Origin of the sequence: Algoriphagus confluentis, assembly GCF_036245625.1 — a bacterium.
In the GTDB taxonomy this organism is placed as follows: domain Bacteria; phylum Bacteroidota; class Bacteroidia; order Cytophagales; family Cyclobacteriaceae; genus Algoriphagus; species Algoriphagus confluentis.
This window is the reverse complement of record NZ_BTPD01000001.1, coordinates 569,754-592,062: the sequence shown is the minus strand read 5'-3', so window position 1 is coordinate 592,062 and position 22,309 is coordinate 569,754. Positions and strand designations below refer to the sequence as shown.

Annotated in this window: 11 protein-coding genes; 3 read left to right on the top strand and 8 right to left on the bottom strand. The window is 45.3% G+C overall.

The features are described 5' to 3' along the window. Nucleotides 1–31: 31 nt before the first annotated feature. Genes AAA943_RS02540 through AAA943_RS02530 form a run of 3 tightly spaced genes read left to right on the top strand, consistent with a single transcriptional unit; the run spans nucleotide 32 to nucleotide 7,406 of the window. A complete protein-coding gene (locus AAA943_RS02540; RefSeq protein WP_338222675.1) occupies nucleotides 32–1,303 on the top strand; it encodes a purple acid phosphatase family protein in 1,272 nt (423 codons plus the stop codon). After that, nucleotides 1,300–3,345, top strand: coding sequence for an alpha-galactosidase (locus AAA943_RS02535; protein ID WP_338222674.1), 2,046 nt, complete (start codon nucleotides 1,300–1,302; stop codon nucleotides 3,343–3,345). The genes AAA943_RS02540 and AAA943_RS02535 overlap by 4 nt, the downstream gene beginning before the upstream one ends. A gap of 8 nt (nucleotides 3,346–3,353) precedes the next feature. Continuing rightward, a complete protein-coding gene (locus tag AAA943_RS02530) occupies nucleotides 3,354–7,406 on the top strand; it encodes a hybrid sensor histidine kinase/response regulator transcription factor (RefSeq protein WP_338222673.1) in 4,053 nt (1,350 codons plus the stop codon). 216 nt (nucleotides 7,407–7,622) lie between these two features. Here the strand turns inward: AAA943_RS02530 and AAA943_RS02525 are convergent, their stop codons facing one another. The 8 genes from AAA943_RS02525 to AAA943_RS02490 form a co-directional block, all read right to left on the bottom strand. Continuing rightward, on the bottom strand, nucleotides 7,623–9,497 hold the full coding sequence (locus AAA943_RS02525; RefSeq protein WP_338222672.1) for a leucine-rich repeat domain-containing protein: 1,875 nt from the start codon (nucleotides 9,495–9,497) through the stop codon (nucleotides 7,623–7,625). 23 nt (nucleotides 9,498–9,520) lie between these two features. After that, nucleotides 9,521–11,017, bottom strand: coding sequence for a fibronectin type III domain-containing protein (locus tag AAA943_RS02520; protein ID WP_338222671.1), 1,497 nt, complete (start codon nucleotides 11,015–11,017; stop codon nucleotides 9,521–9,523). A gap of 237 nt (nucleotides 11,018–11,254) precedes the next feature. Next, nucleotides 11,255–12,571 carry a hypothetical protein gene (locus AAA943_RS02515; protein WP_338222670.1) on the bottom strand — a complete coding sequence of 439 codons (1,317 nt, stop codon included), beginning with the start codon at nucleotides 12,569–12,571 and terminating at the stop codon, nucleotides 11,255–11,257. Nucleotides 12,572–12,574: 3 nt separating this feature from the next. Continuing rightward, the gene (locus AAA943_RS02510; protein ID WP_338222669.1) at nucleotides 12,575–13,327 is read right to left on the bottom strand and encodes a hypothetical protein; all 753 of its coding nucleotides are present in this window, start codon (nucleotides 13,325–13,327) and stop codon (nucleotides 12,575–12,577) included. Between the two features lie 51 nt (nucleotides 13,328–13,378). Continuing rightward, on the bottom strand, nucleotides 13,379–14,776 hold the full coding sequence (locus AAA943_RS02505; protein WP_338222668.1) for a glutamate-cysteine ligase family protein: 1,398 nt from the start codon (nucleotides 14,774–14,776) through the stop codon (nucleotides 13,379–13,381). Beyond that, complete coding sequence (locus AAA943_RS02500; RefSeq protein WP_338222667.1) at nucleotides 14,766–15,833, bottom strand: deoxyribonuclease II family protein; 1,068 nt, start codon at nucleotides 15,831–15,833, stop codon at nucleotides 14,766–14,768. Before AAA943_RS02500 ends, AAA943_RS02505 begins: the two co-directional genes overlap by 11 nt. Beyond that, the gene (gene gshB, locus AAA943_RS02495) at nucleotides 15,826–16,794 is read right to left on the bottom strand and encodes a glutathione synthase (RefSeq protein WP_338222666.1); all 969 of its coding nucleotides are present in this window, start codon (nucleotides 16,792–16,794) and stop codon (nucleotides 15,826–15,828) included. The genes AAA943_RS02500 and gshB overlap by 8 nt, the downstream gene beginning before the upstream one ends. Before the next feature lie 99 nt (nucleotides 16,795–16,893). After that, nucleotides 16,894–22,308: an AAA family ATPase gene (locus tag AAA943_RS02490; RefSeq protein ID WP_338222665.1), complete on the bottom strand. Its 5,415-nt coding sequence runs from the start codon at nucleotides 22,306–22,308 to the stop codon at nucleotides 16,894–16,896. Nucleotide 22,309: the final 1 nt, after the last annotated feature.

The following is a 22,309-nucleotide window of genomic DNA, read 5'->3' as shown; positions in this document are numbered from 1 at the left end:
CTTTTTCTTTTCATATCCTGTTCATTAATTCATGAAAATCATTCTTGCTGTCGTTCTTTTCCTGGTGTCAGGGGGCTTAGTGGGCCAAACACCTGCTCAGCAGACACCTCCTGGGATCACTCAAATTGAATATAGGCCGGGTGCAAGGCCAGACCGGATCGTATTGACCATTACAGGTGATCCCTTACATCAACGTACCGTTACCTGGAGGACCAATGGGGAATCTGGCATTTTGCAGTTGGCTTCTACCTCTTCAGATGCTGAGTTTTACAAGAAAGATCATGCTTACACCTCCATGACTCATTCCTATTCTACCTTTTCGGGAGATTTAGCTGTTTACCATCGGGTGGATTTGGATAGCTTGGTAGCTGACTCCTGGTATAGTTATCGTGTGGGAGACGGAAGCTTTTGGTCGGAGTGGTTTGATTTCAAAACCACTGGGGATAATTCCAATGAATCCTGGGAGATGGTTTTTTTGGGAGATGCTCAAAACGACTTGTATTCGACCTGGTCAAGGGTATTCAGAGCTGCGATGAAAAAAGCACCCGATGCCGAATTGGTCCTTCATGCTGGAGATTTGATCAATCATTCTCTCAATGATTATGAATGGGCAGAATGGTTTTACGCTGGCGGGCCATGGTTTGCGGAGTATCCCCAGCTTGCTGTTCCCGGCAATCACGAATACATCAAAAACGAGGAAGGGGTCAAACTGGGTATTTCACCTCTTTGGGGCGCTCAGTTTAATTTTCCGAAAAATGGCCCGGAAGGCTTGGAGGATCAAGCGTACTATCTGGATTACCGTGATGTACGCTTTATCGCCCTTGACTCTAACGGTGAATTGGAAAAGCAAACGCGTTGGCTGAAGCAAATTCTTCAAGAAAATCCTCAGAAATGGACCGTGGCCATGTTTCATCACCCTGTGTTGTCCGGTGCCGAAGACCGGGTTAATGAGGGGGTGCTCAACTTTTGGAAACCAATTTTGGATAGTATGCGGGTGGATTTGGTGCTTCAGGGCCATGACCATGTCTATGCCCGGGGCAATGAGGCTGATTCGGGTTTGGGAAAATGGAACGAAAATTCAGGGACCATGTATGTAGTGGCAGTGAGCGGCAGAAAAATGTATGAATTGGGAAAACTCAACTGGATGCAGCAAAAAGCTCAGAACACGCCAACCTATCAGGTGATTCGATTTGCTGAGGACAGGCTGGAGTTTAAAGCGTATTCTTGGGATCATCGGATTTTTGACCAATTTGTACTGATAAAAAATCCGAATGGACCCAACCTCCTTGTAGATAATCCATGAACTCAAAACAGCTCCTTCTATTCTTCTTTTTGGCTTGGGGTTACGGATTATCGGCACAGCCCACCGGTTTTTTGGTGAAGCACGATTCCGAAACCTTGAAGGTAGCCACGGCTGACCCGACTATGGAATGGACTTTCAATGAGTATTCCGGATTCTGGTCGTTGACTGAGGTGAAATTAGATAGCAGTAATGCCTCCCAAGGATTTGAAATGGGAATTCCTGAATGGGGGCAAGGAAAACTTAGGATTGCAAATCCTTTGGAGATAGGTGATTTTGAGCTCAGCAACTCCCAAAAGAAAGGGCTTTCTATTTCCCGAATGCTCGAATATGAAAAGCTTACAATCAGGCAGGAGCTGCGTTTTTATCCCAATGTCCCTGTCTTCTCTGTTCATTGGTATTTTAAAGGGAGTTTGGTAGGGGTGGATTGGGTTCCGGTCAAGACAGGCAACGGCATGCAGGAAAGTCTTCCTGCTTCTGACTCTAGTCCGGGTTTTCTTTTCCATCTGAAATTTCCCTCCTCCCATTGGGAGATGGAGACCGTGCAGTTTAGGGAGTCCACAGATCATCACAATGAGCCTGTTACCAGGAGGACTTTTTCTCCATTTTGGAAGCAGGTCTTCTACGAAGGCAACCTCCTTCTGGCAAAAAACCTGGAGCATAAACCTTCATTTTTTCTTCTCAAATATTCTCCTCATTCCCATGCTCAATCCTTTTACCCGGGATTTGATTTTTCGGTTTCGAGTACTGGTGCAAAGGTATGGTCCACAGGAGTCAATCCGGATACAATAGGCCCTGAATGGGCAGAAAGCTACCCTGTGTTTGTGGGTTTGTCTTCGGGGGAGGACTTGGAAATGCACCTGATCCAACTTCAGATGCAGGTAGCAGCTCGGACTGTTTTTGAAAGTCCCCTTCTGCTTGCCAATACCTGGGGAGACCGGTCGAGAGATAGTCGAATGAATGCTGACTTTATTCGAAGCGAACTGGAAAAAGCAGCTCGATTGGGGATCAAAGTAGTTCAGCTGGACGATGGCTGGCAGGCAGGACTTTCGAAAAACTCAGCCCAAAAGTCAGGACAAAAATGGGATGACTGGAAGAAAGAGGATTGGGAGGTACATCCGGAACGTTTTCCGGAAGGATTGGATCCTTTGATCAATTATGCTAGGGAGAATGGACTTGAATTGGGGATTTGGTTTAATCCCAGCAAAGTCAATTCCTATATCCATTGGGAAAGAGATGCAGATATCATCCTGAGCATTTACAGGGAATATGGAGTTCGGCAGTTTAAAGTTGATGGATTGGAAATTCTCGATCGTCTCAGCGAGGTGCGTATCCATCAGCTTTTGCAAAAAGTAAAAAGGGAGTCCCAGGGGAAAATCAATTTTAATCTTGATGTGACGGCCGGAAATCGCTTGGGATTTATCCAAAGCCAAGCCTATGGTCATATTTTTATGGAAAATCGCTACACGGATTGGGGGAATTATTACCCGCACCTTACCCTTAAAAATCTTTGGAATCTGGCTCATTTCATTCCTTTACAGGCCATACAGGCGGAATTTTTAAATACGGACCGCAATCCCAATGTCTATCCCGAATCTGATTATCTGGCCCCTCAAAGGATAGGACTCAGGTATGCTTTTTGGGTAGCAGCCATGGCACAACCTCTGGCTTGGATGGAACTAAGTGGTTTGAGTGCTCCAAATGAAAGTATCTTGAGAAGCTCCTTGTTGGAATTTTCCAAATTCGCAGAGGAATTCCAGCGAGGTGTGATTCGGCCTATATTGCAGGAACCCAACGGATTTTCATGGACTGGATTTAGGTCTTGGAATGAACAAACCAACCGGGAAATCTATGTGGTATTCAAAGAAAAAAGCGAAAATGAAACCCAAGAACTCCTTGTGGAACGTGGTCGTCCGCCCAGGTTGTTGTTTTCTACTGATTCCCAAGCAAAGTTGGATTGGATGGGGCCTGGTAGCGTTCAGGTAAGCATGCCCAAGCCTTTCCAAATTCTTGTATTTTCTTTGGAATCAGATCCAAACCCATAACATTCATTATGCTGGAATCAAAAGGTGTATCTCTCGGCTTTTGCCTTTTTTTGGCTTTCGGACTGATTGTTCAAACCTTCGCTCAGGTATTTAATCCTAAGTTTGAGCATATTGGGATTCTTCAGGGGCTTTCTCAAAGTACCGTGTTGAGCTTGCTTCAGGATCGGGAGGGTCAGATTTGGATCGGGACTAGGGATGGTTTGAATCGATACAACGGCTATGAATTTGAGGTATTTAGGCATCGCGTGGACGATCCGGAAAGTATCTCCGGCAATACCATATTAGATATCAAATCTGACCAAAAGGGAGATATCTGGCTGGTGACAGAGAATGGACTTAGTGTCCTTCGACCTGATTTAGGTCAATTCAAAAACTATCGATTACCACCTAATATTTTTCAAACCTCCGACTTTCAGGTGGTTTATATTGACATCAAGGATCGGATTTGGGTAGGGGGAAGAGAGGGGCTTTTTTGGTTTGATCCACAGCGGGAGGAATTTCAAGCCATCACTTATGAATCCAGCCCACTCAATTTGGTAAGTTCTATGGCAAGTGCTGAAAATGGGCAGATGTGGTTTGGGACGACACGCTTTGGGTTGTACTTCTGGGATGAGCAAGAAGCCCGGCTGAGAAAACTAAATACTCCATTGAGTGGACAGCCTACTAGTAGCAGGATAGAAGCTTTGTTGGTAGAAAAGGATAGAATCGTGGCAGGTACCTATGGTTCTGGTCTCATTGAATTGGGTAAAAATGGAGAAATCCAAAGAATTTGGTCAAAGGAATCTTCCCAATTTCCCCTGTCCAACAACAATATCCGCTGCCTGCTTTCCGATCAACAGGGTAATCTTTGGGTTGGGACATTTGATGGACTCAATTGGATCAGCGCAACCGGAAACCTTGTCCAGGTGAACTACCGGGAAGGTGATCCTAAAGGTCTTTCTCATTCCAGTGTAAGGGCGCTGATGAGAGATCGAAAAGGATCAATCTGGGTGGGGACCTATTTTGGAGGGATCAATTTGTATGATAATCTACTCAACCGATTTGATCATTATTACCATCTTCCTGGTAACTTCTTCAGTCTGAGCTACAACGTAGTGGGGAGTTTTGCGGAATTGCCTTCGGGAGAAATCCTCATTGGAACAGAAAGAGGCGGAATCAATTATTTGGATGGGGAATCCAAAAGGCACCGTTACGACCCAAATTCTCAGGAAACAGTCAAATCCATATTTTCAGATAACCGGGGAAAAATCTGGGCAGGAATATTTCGAAAGGGATTGGCAGAGGTAAGGTCCAACCCTCCGTTTTTTAAACCTATCCCAATCAAAGATTCCCAGGGCATCCCAATGCTGAATCAAAGCATAATCAATGACATCCTGGAGGCGGGTCAGGATTCCCTTTGGCTGGCTTTGGACAATGACGGAGGGCTTCACCTTGTCCATACTCAGGAAGGAACATTGAAGAGTTTTCCGGGAAGAGAGGCCTTGCACGAGTTTTTGGGAAATACGCCAGTCAAGAGCATTTGGCATTCGGGAGAGTCGATTTTTATGTCCACCATGGGCAAAGGTTTAGTCAGATTCCACACCCAAACCGGAGAGTGGACTTCATGGACAGAATTTGAGCTTGGTCAGAGACGGATTTCCGCTCTTGAGGTCCACCATATCATGGAAGATGGGAAAGGAAGATTTTGGCTCTCTACCAATGGGGAAGGTGTCTTGGTGTTAAACTCCGAATTCCAGGTACAAATGCACCTGCATTTGGGCAATGGACTATTAAACAATATCGTGTTGGGGGTGATGGAGGATAAAAACGGAGAAATCTGGGTGGTCGGAATCAATGGACTCAATCATTTCATCGAAAAATCTCAAACCTTCCGAAATTATGGTATAGGAGCGGGATTTCCTCTTGAAGAGGTGAATGAGGGAGCTTTTTTCAGGGATAGCCGGGGGAGGTTTTTTATCGGGGGAAACAACGGCTATGTCTATTTTGATCCGACAGAAATTCACCCAAATAATTTTGTCCCTCAGTTGGTTTTCACTGGCTTGAGTATTTCCAATAAGGAAGTTCTGCCAGGTGATGGGACCGGCATCCTTGAAAAGGCTGTCAATCAAACCGATATTCTCACGCTGGACTATTCTCAGTCGGTGATTACTTTAGAATTTGCCGCATTGAATTTTGTCCGTCCCGAAAACAACCAATACGCATACATGCTGGAAGGCTTTGATGAGGATTGGGTCATGGCTGGCAATCGCCGTTCGGCCACCTATACTTCACTTCCTGAGGGGGGATATAGATTTTTAGTCAAGGGATCCAATAATGATGGAGTGTGGAATGATGAGCCGATTGCATTGAAGTTGGTTATTCGTCCTCCATTTTGGAGAACTTGGTGGGCATATTTAAGTTATGGGGTTTTGATCGTATCCGGATTCTGGTTTATCCGGCACAATGCCATTCGAAGCGCACAATTAAAACACAATTTCAAGCTTGAACAGCTGGAGCGAAAAAAATGGAAGGAGATCCATGACTTGAAATTAAACTACTTTATCGATGTATCCCATGAATTTAAAACGCCTCTCACGCTAATCATCAATCCCTTGGAGGAACTTTTGGGAGGCAAAGAAAAAGATTCTTGGGTAAAAGATCAGTTAAAAATCAGCTATTTCAACGCCAAACGCCTTCAACTTTTGGTAAACCAAATACTCGAGATAAGGGAAATCGAAACGGGACATTCCAAACTCAATACGAACCCTCTTTTTCTGAGAAGTTTACTTGAGGATGTAATTGATAGCTTCAAAGCCTTGGCCGATCGGCGTAAAATTAAGCTAATCAGTGACTTGGACTCCCTTCCAGAAGTCCCTTTGTTGATAGATCAGGATAAAATCGAAAAGATACTTTTCAATTTGCTGTCTAATGCATTCAAATTTACTCCCGAAGGGGGAGAGATTCGGCTTATGGCCAGGAGGCTTACAGGGCAAGTATACCAATTTGAAATTTCTGATTCCGGAGAAGGCATCCCTGCCGAGGAATTGCCAAAGGTTTTCGATCGATTCTTTAAAAAACACAACAATAGCCATGGAGCCGGAATAGGTCTTTCGCTTACCAAATCGCTCATTCAAGTCATGGGAGGAAAAATCCATGCCTATTCTCAGCTTGGAAAAGGCAGTAGTTTTCTCCTTGACATTCCATTTGAATCCTCTCAAGAGACAGTATCTGCCAAGCTTCCATTTATTAAACCTTTACCCATGGACTATCAGGAGTCGTGGACGGAATCTCAGGTTTTGGAGGAGCAGGAGGAGGAGCAAGAAGAAGGCATCCTTCTATTCGTAGAAGACAATGCGGACTTGAGAAAATATTTTAAAGAAAACTTCAAAAAAGATTTTAAAGTGATCACTTCCAAAAATGGACTAGTAGGTCTCGAGAAAGCAAGAAAGAAAAATCCTGTCCTGATCGTCTCTGACGTTATGATGCCTGAAATGGACGGCTTTGAGTTTTGCCACAGGATCAAATCCAGTCCAGAGACAAGCCATATTCCGGTCATTTTGTTGACTGCCAAGGATTCTCAACTCAATAAGCTGGAGGGACTAAGTCTAGGTGCAGATGACTATCTGTCCAAGCCTTTCAATTTATTGGAGCTAAAAGCAAGGATAAAAAACCTGGTTGCGAACAGAAAAGCAATTCATAAAAAGTATAGAGAATGGATGCTCAATCCCAAGGCAGCCGAAACCAGTCAGGGAAATCTCGATGATCAGCTCCTTTTGAAAATTCATCAAATCGTAGACAGCAAACTGGATCAGCCCAATCTAACTGTGGAATTCATAGGTCAGGAGATTGGGCTAAGCAGGGTGCATATTTTTAGAAAAATAAAGGCGCTGACTGGCTTGTCTCCCTCGGATTTGATCAAAAACTATAGAATTACCAAAGCTTGTGAACTGCTCAGTCGAGGGGATCTCAATGTTTCCGAAGTCGCCTATTCAGTAGGATTTCAAGATGTTCATTACTTCAGCAAAGTTTTTAGGAAAGTGAAGAAAATGAGTCCCAGAGCATTTCAGGAAGGGATAGTTTGAACCCAATTTGGTAATTGAGAAACCACCTTTTCAGGCAGAATTGGATTGAAAGTTTTGCGACCCTGATTGAATTCCTTCCTATTCCTTGCTGCTAGCAAAAGCTCAGAGATACTCCATGAGGTGCTTGATTGGCTGGGAGGAAAGAAGACCTATCGAAAGATCAAGATCAGAGGTAGATTAAAATGCTCTTGATCTGATTGGGCTCTATCCCCCTTATCAATACCCTCTCCACTCCAAATCTCCTTCCAGATAGGTCACTATCTCTGTGTTGGGAAGCATGGCTTTTACTTTTTCTTCTTCACTTGGGGGGTAATTATTTCCGTTGATAAAAAGATGCTTAAGCGTATCGGCCAGTTTGTAAAGGGTATCAGGGAATTTGGTAATCCTGTTTCTTCCCAAGATTAGGGTGTTTAAACTGGAAAGGTCTCCGATAGAGGCAGGGATTTCGGTCAGGTGATTGTAGATCATTCTGATATCCTTGAGCTTACTCAGTTTTCCGATACTCTCAGGGAGTGCCTCCAGCTTGCATTCATTGGCAACCAAAACTTCCAGATTGCTCAGGTTGCCGAGGCTTTCAGGAAGGAAGAGGATTTTCCCCCAAAGCGTCAGATATTTGAGATTAGTGAGGTTTCCAAAGCTTTCAGGAAGTCTTGTCAAGTTTACATGCAGGGAGACTTTCTCCAACTTTTTAAGATTTCCAAAGGATTCCGGAATGGTCTTCAAGCCCGTGGTATTTCCCAGAGAAAAGTCTTTTAAGCTACTTAGGCTTCCAAAGCTTTCGGGCAGACTGCTGTAGTCTCCGGAAAGCCACAAGGTCTGAAGTCGGCTAAGTTTTCCAATGTCCTCAGGCAACGTAGCCTCAGGTTGGGTGACTTTAAATGCACAAAACTCCAAAGCGGATAAGTCAGAAAAGGATTTGGGAACAGACTGAGAAAGGGTAGGTCCTCGGAAAGTTTGCAGATTTTTCAACTGCCCAAAGTTTTCCGGAAGTTTCTCGACCTCATTGAGGGATAATTCAAGGTAGTTCAGGCTACTCAACTCACCAAAGCTCTCCGGCAAATGGGTAAGTCCTGAAAATTCTAAATCCAAATATTTTAATTTTTTGAGATTTCCAAAGCTCTCCGGAAGTCTCCCCAGGTTGGGAACATAGTTGATAATCAAAGTATCCAGTTCTTGAAGATTCCCGATGTTTTCAGGCAGGCTGTGAATATTATTATGGGAAAGGCTGAGGAAGGTGAGCTGATGATAGCTTTTGGTGATTACCTCCGGGAATTTACTGATGGGATTGCCGGGAAGGATCAGCCGTTTTAAATGCTTCAATGCCTGCAGCTCAGGGAACTGCTCCATGTCATCGAATATCCAGGCCCTACCTATTCCCAGCATGGTGATTTCGATCACATCTCCGTTTTCATTTTCCTTGTAGTAATAGTGATTGTCCAAAATCTGCAACTCCTGCAAGGCCTCTTTTTGATGGTATTCTCCCGGAATAAATTCCAGTGTGTCTGAGGCAGAAGCACTTCCATACCAGGTGGTCCAGACGATTTTAATGGGGGTGTTTTCCAAAGCATAGACCCGAATGTTGGCATACTCATCCTCTGGCCTATAGCTACCCGTGCTAAATCCCTGAATATGATGATAATCTCCCAGGATGGTCCACTTGCCCCGATCGTATTCCAATCCGGATACATCCGTTCGGGTTTGGTAAAAATCTGCCCTCAACTCGGTGATTTGGGTTTTTAAGGGTGCAAAGGAAACTTTTACTGTGTCTTCTGTTTTCTTGTTGTCTTTCCACAACTCCCAAAGAAGCAGGTATTCTTCTCCCGGTAACCCATTGAAAACAGCTTTTGGGTTCGTTTCACCAGAAATGTAGACTTTGTCGTCAACCAGTCCACTCAGAATACTCCATTTTCCGTGTTCTTTGGGTTTGAGAGAATCGGCATTCAACCTGACCCAAAATTTGGTTTCATTGAGCATATCTTCTCCACCAAAAGTTGGGGGAGGGAGATCCACCGGAGGAGTTTCCTCTATTTCCTGGCAAGACCAAATGGCTGTACAAAAAAGAATTAGTAAGCCAAAAGATGTCCTTTTCATAGGATGTAGTTCTTATGGGGTTTTTAATCTGTTGGGCTGGGAATTTCAAAATAACCCCAAGGATCGGTTTTTATAAAGAGCAATTTCTCATCACAATCGAAAGCAATCATATTTTGTCTACTAGCTGCAATTCGAAAGCCCTCTTGATCCACTAAAAGATCATAACCATAGATACTGGTCGTATAATCCCCGTAGGATTTGCTCCATTCCTTTGATCGGTTGGCATCAAATTTCACTAATCCGAGTTTTCGTTGATAAGCATAAGCACTTTCCATTCCCACAGTAATTAATCCCCTATCGGGAGTCTCTCTTATCGAAAAGAAGTAGGAATGCTCGTCTACATGATCGAAAATCAGTTCTCCACTTTGATCTACTTCAAGGATTCGAGCTGCATAAGTTTGCGAGGGGCCTATGGAAGTTCCTCCAAAGACCAAATTCCCGTTATCCAGTTGGATGAGATAATAAGGAAGGTCGTGGTTGGTATCTCCGTAAGTTTTTTCCCAAAGAATCTCCCCGTTTAGATTAAGTCTTACAAGCCAAAAATCAATTTGATCACAATATCCTGAATTGGACTCTTCTTGGGTGCACCCATTGACTTCCTTTGATCCAATAATCCAAAGGTCATTTTCTTTGCCTGTAATTATTCTACTTATGGACCCTTCAAAAAACTTTTCCCATAGCACTTCCCCACTTGGGCTCAGCTTCATGATAATTCCTGGCTGGAATATATCAGGATTGTCGGAGTTGTAGTCGCCTATTAAATAAAATTCCCCATTGGCACTTTGGACTATATCTTTTATCTCCACTCCTTCAACCCCGATATTGAACCGCTCCATGTATTTCACCCAGATTTCATTGCCTTCGTGATCAAGATTAATCACATAGTGATTGCTGACGATTATCAGTCCTGATTCTGTTAAGTTTGCCCTTATTTCCCAAACGTTCCCATTCTCATAGGGATATGTTTTCATCCAGATAGGATTGCCTAAAGGGTCTATTTTAGCTACATAGTTGAAAAAATTTGAACCGTTTTCAGAGGTTTTTCCCACTGCCAAGAAATTTCCGTCAGGCGTTTCAAATAAATGCTGAATAAAGCCGGAAATACATTCCCGGTCCATGTGAAAATTCAAATACTTCAGAAAGGTTTGATAATCCTTCTTTGTGGTAAACTCAAAGTCAGCGGAGACCGAATTGCCCTGAGGATCTTCCGAAATAACTATGCCCTTGTAGTTTTTGGATCCTTCGAGATTTTCCAAAATTGCATAGTTCTCTCTGATGTCTTTTATCACTAAGGAATCACCCAAGCGAATGCTATAAAACACCTTAAATCCTTCAGGATCAATTGATTTTTCCCAACTCAAATAAGCTTTGTTGTAGCTCACACTGTCCACCTTAACAGAAAAATCTCCGGGAGCAAGATTCTCATCTGAAGGAGGTTGTGGAGTTGATTGGTCATCAGTCAATCCCTCACAGGAAAGCATAAAAACTACAAATAATAAGATAAAAAAGTTGAATTTCATTCGAAGCATGATTGACTACGTACACTCATTTGTTTCTAGGAGTGTACCTTACTCAATAATAGATCTTCAAAATTTATAGAGCAAAAAGTATTTTCCAAGTCATTGATTTTCAGATTTTTTATTTTTTTTTTCGTAGTTCAACCTTTTATTCTTGAATTGTGATCCTTTTCAAAGGAATAAAATACCCTGCAATAGGCACGGATCATCCTTAAGGGTCAGTTTAGTCAATTCTCCCAATCACACCGACCGATCAGGTGGCTTAATTCCTCCTTCACAGGGGTTACCCATCGGGTCATTGCATTCACAGCGGGCATAGGCTTCTTCAAAGCTGTACTTAGGGTGAGGCTTGGGGTCATGCTCGAAGAAAAGGTCCATCTGTGCCAGCGCACAAAGGATGAGTTGGTCCTCTCTCTGGGCTGGCTTTGGTGCACCCATTCCCTCCGGATTTCCAAACCATCGAGTGCAAGCTTCCGCTTTTACCTCCATCGGATCCCGGTTGGGCTGGTCCGTATAGAGCTTAAGGAAGGTAGCTGCTACTAGATCCTGAGCTTCATAGAGACGGATATCTGGCATTTTGGAAGGGTCGCTGGTACATCTTCCGGTCACCCCAGCAGCAATCATATGATTGCAAATCAGGTAGGGAGTTTCCCGCTTGGAATTAGGAAAAACTCTGAATTTTCCAGCCTGCAGCACATTGACCTGAGGGATTCCCTGATCATCCTGGGGCAGGATATCGGTGTAGGCCGTACGGAACCATCCCGGTGCCTGAGGATCATAGAGTGGAGAACCGCAGATGAGTAGGGGTAGGGTATAGGTATTTTCCTCGGGCCAATCCGGAGGTGTCAGATACAGCTCGAGCATGGACTTGATGTAGTTTCTTTCTTCAGGCCCATCAAAAAATGCAGCGGCCATCATGATAGGCATGTAATCATTAGGGTATTCGCTTTCACCCGAACCAGGAGCCGCTACCGGGTTTACATCGATGAAGGTTTTGTATCGACTGACCTGACCCGAGTCTATCCCGGATTTCTCCAGCAATCGGCTCCAGCGCTGCATAGTCATCGCATTGTCAAAGGTCCCTGCCTGAGGTACTGCCCAGGGGGGATAGTGGAGCAGAAGCATGCCCTTTTGTCCAATGATATTCAGTCCCAGAGGAGGGAATAGGGTCCATTTGGATGTTCCGTCAAAAGGGTTTCGATTGACATGATATCCTTCCATGGGATTCCAGACGCGGAACTCTTTCATCAGCTCCATGCCCTTGATGGCTTTTTGGGCATAGTTCCGGCTGAATACCTCCCAGTGCCGCTGAGCAAACTGCTCAACCTTACCTGAATCAAATTCCCCTTCCAGCTGAATCCGATAAGTTCCAAAGGTCAAATCCACTTTGATCTCCTGAATCCCCGCAAGGCCATCTGCATGAATGGAGTTTAGCGTGTAGTGCCGAATGACATCAGCTGTGGTCTTGAAGTGGAGGCTGGAATCGGCGATTTCAGCAGCTGGAAAAAGCTGATCCAAGAAATAAGCTTCTCCTAGAGTGTAGGTGTAGTTTTTCATCGCTTAACAAGTAGAAGGAGAATAATCCACAAAATCAGAAATCACATACAGGCCGTCCGTTGAAGCTTTGTCGTTGGGATTCCAGGTAGTTTTCATCCAGAAGTTTTTGGCTTGGGGAAATTTCTGGGCATAAAGGGCCGCATTGGCAGGCTCATTGTCAAAGGTCGCGATGACTTCTCCTTTTAGGGAGATGACATCTGCGATTACCCGGTTTTTGTAATCCACGTCTTTTTCACTCTTATTGACCTTGAGATTGAGCTCGCAACGTCCTCTCCAAAAGGGGAAACCCCGTTCGGTAAATGCCAACGTGGTGCCTTGGCCCATGCCATTATTCAATCCCGGATCCCCTTCATGTCTTCCAGTGAGGTAAAAAATCATCGCTCCGGCATCGTGGCAAGCATTGGCAAAGGAAACTGCCCCGGGATTAGGGAGATCAAAAAGCACGAACTCGTTGGTGAAGAAGGTATTGCCCCAATAGACAAGAAATTCAGCCAAAGAAGGCGCCTGGGGATCCAGTCCTGCCTGGGTCAGGGCAAAGCTCACGCTCCAGTTCATGTCCTGGAGGGTAAGCTTGGAAGCGACTTCTGCAAAGTCGGGAAATTTTTCTCCCTGATCTGCTGCAAAATTCTGGATGATGATCAGATTTCTACGGGCTGTAGAGAAAAGCGTATCATCCAAATCAAAGATGACAACGGGCAATTTGGTGCAAGCTTTGATCGCAGGGATGACTTGCTGAAGGGGAGTGGTTAGGTTCATTTAAAATAAAGTTTGTAGTGAATAAAAATTTCAAATAAGATAGTCAATATATCAGTAAATCAAGGGTTTATTTAATGATAAATTCTCCAAGAGCTCATCCGAAGGCGTTCTTTTTTTCACAGTGAAATGCTCAAAATAGCTTTCCAAAAGTCGAAGATGAGACTTGCTTCTGAAGGTCTCTGGCAAAGCCTGTAACCCTTCACCGGCTAGTTGAAAAATTTCTAAGCCAGTTCGAAAAATTTCTTCATCCTTTAGTCCTTCTGAGGCTTTTTGGCAAAGAAGGTCTAGGTCTTGGATTTTGGGCTCAAGAATTCCCCAAACTTTCTCAAGAGCATGAGGAGAATAAATAATTCCGGCCAGAAAAGCAGACGGTACCATCTGCCACGCTCGGGGAAGTGCATCCGTAGCCCGAACTTCCAGAAATCCTTTCATTCTCACTTGTGGAAAAAGTAAACTCAGGTGGTTTTCCCAATCGGAGAAGCTGGGCCTTTGTCCGTTGATTTGATTTTTCAGCCAATAGGCCCAAGTGTATTTTCCACCAAACCAACGATCATCTACCCCTTCAATGTGGAGCAAAGGAGCATGGAAAGCCAACTTAGCATAGGCTTCTACCCACCCCTTTTTGTGAAAAGCCTGCTCTTCAGTTATCCAAAAGCCGGTCCGCTTGGAGTCCAGGCTTCTCCATAGGGTAGATCGAAGGGACTTTTGTCCGGTAATTTTTCTTTCCAACACAGGAGAATGGGCAAATAAGGCAGTCAGAAAAGGGCTGATGGCTTGGGCCACCCCGATTCGAAGCAGCTGGATTTCTTCTTTTTCTCCCAAATCGATATTGATATGCTGTGAACAGGTCTGAAGCATCATCTGCTGTCCTGATGGATGCAGGGAATTAAAATAGCCCTGTAGATGACGATAGCGGGGTTTGGGAAGCTGAAGTCCGATTTCCTCTCCTGTAAAGAAGGGGTCAGTGCCTAGTTGAGCGAAGCGGACCGGGTATTCTTGTTGAATTTCCACCAAAATGTCCTGCATTTGCTTCAATTGCTGCTCAGCCTGAATCAGCGATTGACTAGGGGCGGTGACGATTTCTACCTGTCCACCGGGTTCGAACTGAAAATTGTCTCCGGATGCGAAGCTGATTTTGTCAATTTGTGGAGATTCCTGTTCCCTGAATAGATGTCCCTCGCCGCCTTTGGTTAGGCATTTTTCCAGGAGTAGCCGGGCAAGGGGATGTTGTCCTTTGTAAAGGGAAAGGGGGCGAAGGGCTTGGCCGGTACCGGGGTCTATCTCCCAAGCAAAAGCTTCTTGTTCCAAGCCGATCCTTCCAGGGGTTTTTGAAAGAGAGTCAGCTGGTTTTTTTGGGGAAAACAGCCGCTCCTGCAAGTCTAAAAGGCATTCTTCCCGTGATATTGCCGCAAAAGCAGCATTCTTCTTGTTACCTGGATTAAGCGACATCCTGATGGGCTTGGGTTTCAAATTTCTTCTCTGGGATGGAAATCGCACTCAGCATATTCCAAAGCGGAAAATTGATGAAGGCCAAGCCTCCTCCTCCTCGTTTTTCCTGACTGACCTGACGGTTGATATCAGCAATCACCACCCAAAAAGATTTGGATTCGCAGGCAAAGCCCCATTTGGAGTGATCTTGGTCGTAAGTCCATGCAATCCCTTTAATTCCTGCTTTTTCCAGATTGAGGTCCACCACATCTATCGTTTTTTCATTTGGGGCGCTATCCTGATCTCCAAAAACCAAACCTCTCCTCCAAGTTTCGACATCCATAGAGCAGCCCAACACAGGGCCTACCAAATCTTTCCAAAAATCTCTGCCAGCTTTTTCTCCGGATTTCATCTCGCTCCAGGATTTATTTTTGGTAATCAGTTTGAATGCTGTTCCGGCTAGGGATTTGAAATCCAAAGTCGAAGGTCCACTTGGGGTAGAGCTGGGAGAGTCCTTTGCCAAAGCGAATAAAGGTTCTCCGGAGGAGACGCCCGTTAATTCTGCTCCATAAACCTGTCCTTGGTTTTGGATTTGGATGAGCAGGGCGATCTGATTGATGAACGCATAATCCATACTCACGCAGAAATAGGTTTGTGCGAATTTCCGTTCGTACTCGGGAACTTGGGTTTCGCCGACCACGGGAAACCGTGGGGTAGAGTGAAGGAGGTACCATCCGCGATTTTGGGTTTTGGAAAAGGCCAGAATTCCTTTGCTGTGGCCTTTGCTACCTTTGTTTTTGGGCTTGGGTTGGGCATCAGTTGGAGGGATTTCATCATTCCAGGCGATATAGCCGTACTCTGATTTATTGGAAAAAAGCTCATCAAGCGTCCTGGACAAGGCAGAGTCGCTTTGGTCAAGGCTTGTTGAGGAGAGCTGAGGAGACCCTTTGCTTTCCGAATCGAAATAAAGGAATTCGAATCCGGTCGAGTCCTGATTCGGCCCGACTTTCATGGGCAATTTGTAAATGAACCACCAGTCCACCGGATTACCCTCTCTATCACTCAATGGGCTAAGCATGGGGGCTGTAAGCAAGTTTTTGTGCTACTTTTTCCCAGAATGTTTTTGGGATTTGGGTGCCATAGAAATGGTCAATTTCCCTGATGCCTGTGGGACTGGTGACATTGATTTCGGTCATGTAGTCTCCGATTACGTCTATGCCGACGAAGAATGCACCCTTTTCTCTCAGCGTAGGACCGATCTGACTGCAAATCCAAAGCTCCCGTTCTCTCAGTTCAAAACCTTTGGCACTTGCTCCCACGGCTAGGTTGCCCCGATGGTCATCCCCTGATGGAATTCGGGCAATTCCAAAAGGCACAGGTTCCCCGTCGATGAGGATGATCCGCTTATCTCCTCCGCTTTTTATCTCTGGTAGATAAGCCTGAGCCATAATGAAGACACTACCCCGATTCGTGATTTCTTCCAAGATCACCTGGGTGTTGGGATCTCCTTGGGTTAAAATAAAGATGGATTGGCCGCCCATTTTATGGGTAGGTTTGACCACAATTTTTTTCTGTTCGGCAAGAAACTCCCTCAAAGCCGGAATAGACCTGCTGATCAGACTGGGTGGGCAGCATTGGGGAAACCAAGAGGTAAACAGCTTTTCATTCATATCCCGGATAGCCGATGCCCTATTGATCACCCAAACTCCCGCTTTTTCTGCTCTTTCCAGAATGTAAGTGGACATCACATACTCGATATCAAAAGGTGGATCCTTTCGCATAAGGATTACATCGAGATGGGAAAGAGGAAGCAAATCTGTGGATATCGACCGGTACCATTGCTTAAGGTCGTCCAGAATTTCCACTTTTCTCAGCAATCCCAAAGGCTCCCCATTTTTCAAAAATAAATCCCCCATTTCCAGGTAGAAGACCTCCCAGCCTAGATTTTGCGCTTCCAGCATCAAGGCCAAACTGGTATCTTTTTTGGGATTTAGGGATTGGATAGGGTCTATGACCACCGCCATTTTTTTATTTTTCATACACTGATATTCCTTTAAAAAAGCCAAACATCCGTTTTGGATTTCCATTGAAAAGGACCTTTGGGATTTTTTCCCAAGAGCCACCTGCCCCCCTGTTTTTTATTTATGCTGAAGGACCTCATAGCCTTGCCAGTCTTTTCCGGGAGGATGTTCCAGATAATTGAAGCAGCGGGAAATGAATATAGGAAATACCCGGTCTTCCGGGTCGATTTCCCTGCCTTTTTCGAAAAATCCTAAAGCTTCATGAAAGTTTCTTTTGAAATAGGCCTCCATGCCGCTCCGGAGAGGCAATAAAGAGCGTTCCTTGGCTTTTTTTCTGTCCTCCTGTTCTGCATCGAGGATTTCGTAGAGATTGACTGCTTTGGCTTTTCCTTTTACTGCTACCCGATCCACCAGTCTCCAAGAGAAAACATCAGGATTGGACAAGGCTTTGAATGTTTGCTCGCTGATCAGAAATGGAGATCCATAGACCTTGGTCAGACTTTCTATTCTTGACCCCAAATTGACCGTGTCTCCGAGTACGGTACACTGCATGCGGTTTTCGCCACCCATTGTGCCCAAAACCAGCGGACCGGTATTGATGCCGATTCCCATGTTTAGGACTGGCCTTCCCAAGACTTCAGACTCTTTGTTGAATTCCATCAGGGCTTTGGCCATGCCTATGCCTGCCTTCACGGCTTGGGATGCAGGTACAGCAAACAAGGCCAATATTTCGTCACCTGCAAAGGAATCTATAAAGCCACCCTGGTCAATGATTTCAGGACCGATTTTGCTAAAGTATTGATTGAGCAGGAGGATGACGGATTCAGGAGAAAGAAGCTCGACCAAAGGAGTGAAATCCCGGATATCGGAGAATAACACACTCATTTCCATGGCCACGGATTCTCCCAATTTTACCTTGGCGATATCACTGTGGCCCAAATGGCTCAGAAATTGGTCCGGTACAAAGCGCTGCTGTGCATGGAGCAGCTTTTCCTGCTCTTCGTAGATCCGGGCATTTTCGATAGAAATGGCTGCCTGAGCTGCCAAAAGCTTGATCACCTGAACCCGATCCTCGGTAAAGGCACTGTGGGTCAGGTTATTTTCCAGATAGATGGCCACTTTCCACTGTCTATGAATCGAAAGTGGCACACACATCAGGGAAAGAGGCTTGGTTTTGACGAGGTAGGGATCTTGGGAGTAAGGGTTGAGCTCTGTGGCATTGGCGATCACAATCGGGGTGTTGGTACGGATTGCTGTATTGATCAAAGAGATGGGCAAAAAGTCGATGTCCTCCGAATCAGAAAAAACCATATCTTTCTTTTCACTCAAATCCTGCCCATTGCTAGCTTGAATGGAGAACTGTCCCTCCCTTTTTTCGATCAGATAGCCATGTTGAGCTCCTGCATTTTCCAGCAGGATCTGAAGGGTGGCCTTGAGGAGTTTTTCGAGGACCAATTCTCCTGAAATCACCTGAGAAGCCCGGATTACTGAGGAAATATCCAGCAGCTGATTATTAAATTCATCAGAAATTCTGGTCGCAGAGGGTAAGGTTTGGGTTAGGGTTCTGGATTTGGGCGAAACGGAGGTTTCGAAAATCTGGGGATAAGTTTCCAGCATATCCTCTGTTTTGCGGTGTGCTCCCCATCGGTAGAAAAGGTAATGGGCGGCTTTCAGATAGCCTTCGGCTGCTTTGTCCAATCCCTGCCGAATCAGATACTGGGCAGTTTTTTCCTGAATTAGGCCTTCATCCCGGATGAATCCATGCTTTTTTGCTAGTTGGGCTGCGGCCTCGTAGTTGGCCAAGGCTTCTTTCATTTTTCCGGTATGCCCTGCCAATTCGGCTTCCATCAGCCGTCGAAGGTGCTCAAAATTTTCCTCACACTGCTCTGCCCAATGGGCCATTTTGGAGTGGTTTTCCTGCATTTTTTTCAGGTAGGAAACTTTGTCGCTTTCGGAGGCTTCGGGCAAAAGAAAACTTCTCACTAAAAACGCCACAATATGGAACCGGACCAATTGGGGGAGAGACATGACCGAGGCCATGAGTTTTTCCTGCTCCAAAATATGAGGAAAGGCTCCTTGGGCATCGTTGTACAGGAGATGAATTTCTGCCTTGTAAATATGATAATTGGCTATACCGGTCATAAAATGCCGCTCAGCCATCCCCTCAAGGCAGATTTCCTCATCAAAATATTTGGAAGAAAGGGAGTACTTTTCCTCAGTGAGCCCGGCGAAGTTTTTCAGCATTTGAAGAAATAGTGTGCCCGAATCCAAAGAATCCAAATAATCACAGTCGGCGACGATCTTGAGCAGTTTTCGATGTTCAGCTATTGCGGTATCCAAGTCCAGCTTAGGATCCCAGATGATGCAATCCTGTGCACTGTAAGCCAAGTATAGCAGGTCCCCGGACTGATAGCCTGTCTCAATTCCTTTTTGAAACCACGGGGTCATGGTAGACCAGTGGTTGCTCCAATGATGAACAAACATGGTGTACACGTAGAGAATCCTTGATTTCGTGGAAATATCCCCGTAGCGTTCGATCATTTCCACGCCCAACTTACCGTATTGATAGCCTTCGGATGTGTTTTCAAAATAACCACAGAGAATCATCCCATAGGCTGCATAAGAGAAAGCAGATTCGGGACTTTTGCCATGGGAAAGCGACAGATTCACGGATTTGAGGACCAGGTAAGGAAAGGTTCTTCCGGATCCGGATAGAAAAGCAGCCGCAAAGATCTCCATCAATAGCTGACTGGCAATTTTTGCACGTTCATCAGTCATTTCAGGTTGATCGATCAAGGAGGCCACTTCTCTGCCTGCCCGATTGATCTCTACATTCTCTATCTCCTGTGCCAGATCTTGTTGACTTGGATTTTTGGCGAAATGATAGCCCAGCATCTCCAATCCCTGGTAGGCTGCCTGAATGGACTCTTTCATTCTACCCGTAGTGGCATACTGCCTTGTTCTGGTGGCGAGGACCAGACCTTTTTGCATTTGGGTTTGGGCATGGGAAAGCATGAGCGCTGACCACTCTTCGGCGTTTTCCAGATCTCCCGTCAGGTAGTAGCAGCTTTGGATCTCCTCTCCGAGAGCCCACATCAGCTCGTAGTCCTTTTCCCAGGTGTGGGCATCGAGGAGGTCTACACTGAGCTGAAGATACTGAAGAGCAGAGGCGTAGGCAGAGGAAGCTTTAGCCCTGATTCCTGCTTCCAGATTGAGTAGGGCCAATTCCTTTTTTTCTTCCTGCTCCTGAATGAGGCTTCTGCCCTGATTCAGGTGCCCCACCACGTCAAATAGGAGATCCGACAGGTTTTCTTTAGTAATAAAGCGGAGCATCAGCCTGCCTATGGAAAGGTGCAACTGCTTCTTATTGCCCTCAGGAATCATGGAGTAGGCAGCCTGCTGTACCCGGTCATGCTGGAATTTATAGACTGGATTGATATGCTGGGAGTCTGTTTCTTCAGGATTGAAAAAGAGCTGGGGACCTTGGGAATAGGTGAGCCCAACCAGCCGGTAGCTGTCGTGAAGGGGAATGATCATGCTGGCTTTGAGCGCTTCATACAGGTCAGCAGCGGTCTTTTCCATGCTGCTTTTATTGATCACAGAAAGTGTCTGCAGGTCAAAAGTAGCCCCAATGCAGGCAGCCAATTGAAGGACCAATTGGGTGCTTTCGGGAAGCCTATTTTGACTTTTCACCAAAAAATCCACCACATTTTCGCTATGGCTTACATTCTCCAGTTTTTTTTGATCCCAATCCCAGATTCTTTTATGAAGGTCAAAAAATATGATTTTTTGCTCGTAAAGGTCCTTGAGTACTTCCGTGGAATAAAATGGATTTCCGCCAGTCTTATCAAATAGCACTTTGCCGAGGGTTTGGGCAGATTCCTCTGTGCAAAGGAGTGTATCCTGAATGATTTTGCTGATTTCTTTTTGATCAAGCGGATTGAGTAAAATGGTCTCCACCAAACGTTTTTTACGGATTTCTTCCAAAGTGAGCGTGAGCGCATGAGCTTTGTCAACTGCATTATCTCGGTAAGCTCCGATCAGCATCAGATAGCCCATTTCCTGACTGCTTACCAGTCGATTGATCAGGTTCAGAGTGGGAATATCACTCCACTGCAGGTCATCCATAAAAATGACCAAGGGGTGTTTTTTTTGGGAAAAGACCTTGACAAAATTGAGAAAAGTGATAAAAAATCGATTCTGAGCTTCTGAAGGAGAAAGCCCCTGTACGGAGGGCTGTTTGCCGATGATGAGTTCCAGTTCGGGGATGAGATCCACGATCAGCTGCCCATGTTGATCCAGGGCTTTGTTGAGCTTTTGGCCCCATCGGTCGAGACTGGCTTTGGGCTCTCCCAAGATCTGTCGGATGAGATCCTTAAATGCACTGGCCAGAGCTGCATAGGCATTGTTTTGGCGAAACTGTTCAAACTTACCATGGATCAAGAATCCTTTCTTACGGACTACGGTCCGTCCGAATTCATGGACTAAGGCGGATTTGCCCACCCCGGAGTAGCCGGCAACCAAACAAAATTCCACCGATCCGTGACTGGCTTTCTCAAAGTAGGTCTCCAGTTTTTGGATTTCTTGATCCCTGCCATAAAGTCGCTGAGGTATCTGAAATTGACCCGATACGTCATCCTGACCCAAGGTGATTTCCTGATCGAGGTTTCCCGAATCATAAAGCGCTGCGGATTTTTCCAAGTCCTTGATCAATCCCATGCTGCTCTGATACCGTTCTTCAGCATTTTTGGAGACCAGCTTGGCTATGATGTCCGAAAACACTCTGGGATATTCTTCGCCAGATTCCCTAAGAGCCGGGGCTTTTTTGCTGATGTGGCAATGCACCCACTCCAGCGGGTCCTGAGCCTGAAAGGGCAGATTGCTTGTAGCCATCTCATACAAAGCCATCCCCAAGGTGTAATAGTCCGTGCGGTAATCGATATCCCGATTCATCCTTCCGGTCTGCTCCGGAGAAATGTAAGGGAGAGAGCCTGCGATACTGTTGGGAAAAGAAAACTCCTGATGCTCTCTGCTCAACTCGCTTGAGGCGCTGAAATCGATGACTCTCAGGCTTAAATCAGATGGATCGATCAGGACGTTTCTGGGGACCAAGTCCTTGTGAACGATTCCTTTTTCATGGATTCTACCCAGAATTTCGGCAAGATCCCGGGCAATTTTCAGTAGCTCCCTGATCGGAATTTTATGACCGGGAAGGGTATTTCGGTAGTCTTCCAGAGAAAGTCCAAAATACTCCATTTCGATGGCCAGATTTCCATTGCTGTGGCCGATCAAATCATATACCTCGATGACGCCCGAAACGGGAAGTTTGGTCACCATCTGGTATTCTCTGGTGATTCCTGCTATTTGTTCTTTCTTTGGGTATTTCTCGATAAGGGTCTTCAAGACTACGTTTTTTTGGTCTCTTTCCCTTTTTCCCACAAAAAGAATGTGAGGATAGGATTCACAGAGTATCCTCAGCTCGATATAGCCAGGCAGTTTTTCTTTGAAAGGGGTATCGAGCTTGGATTTCACA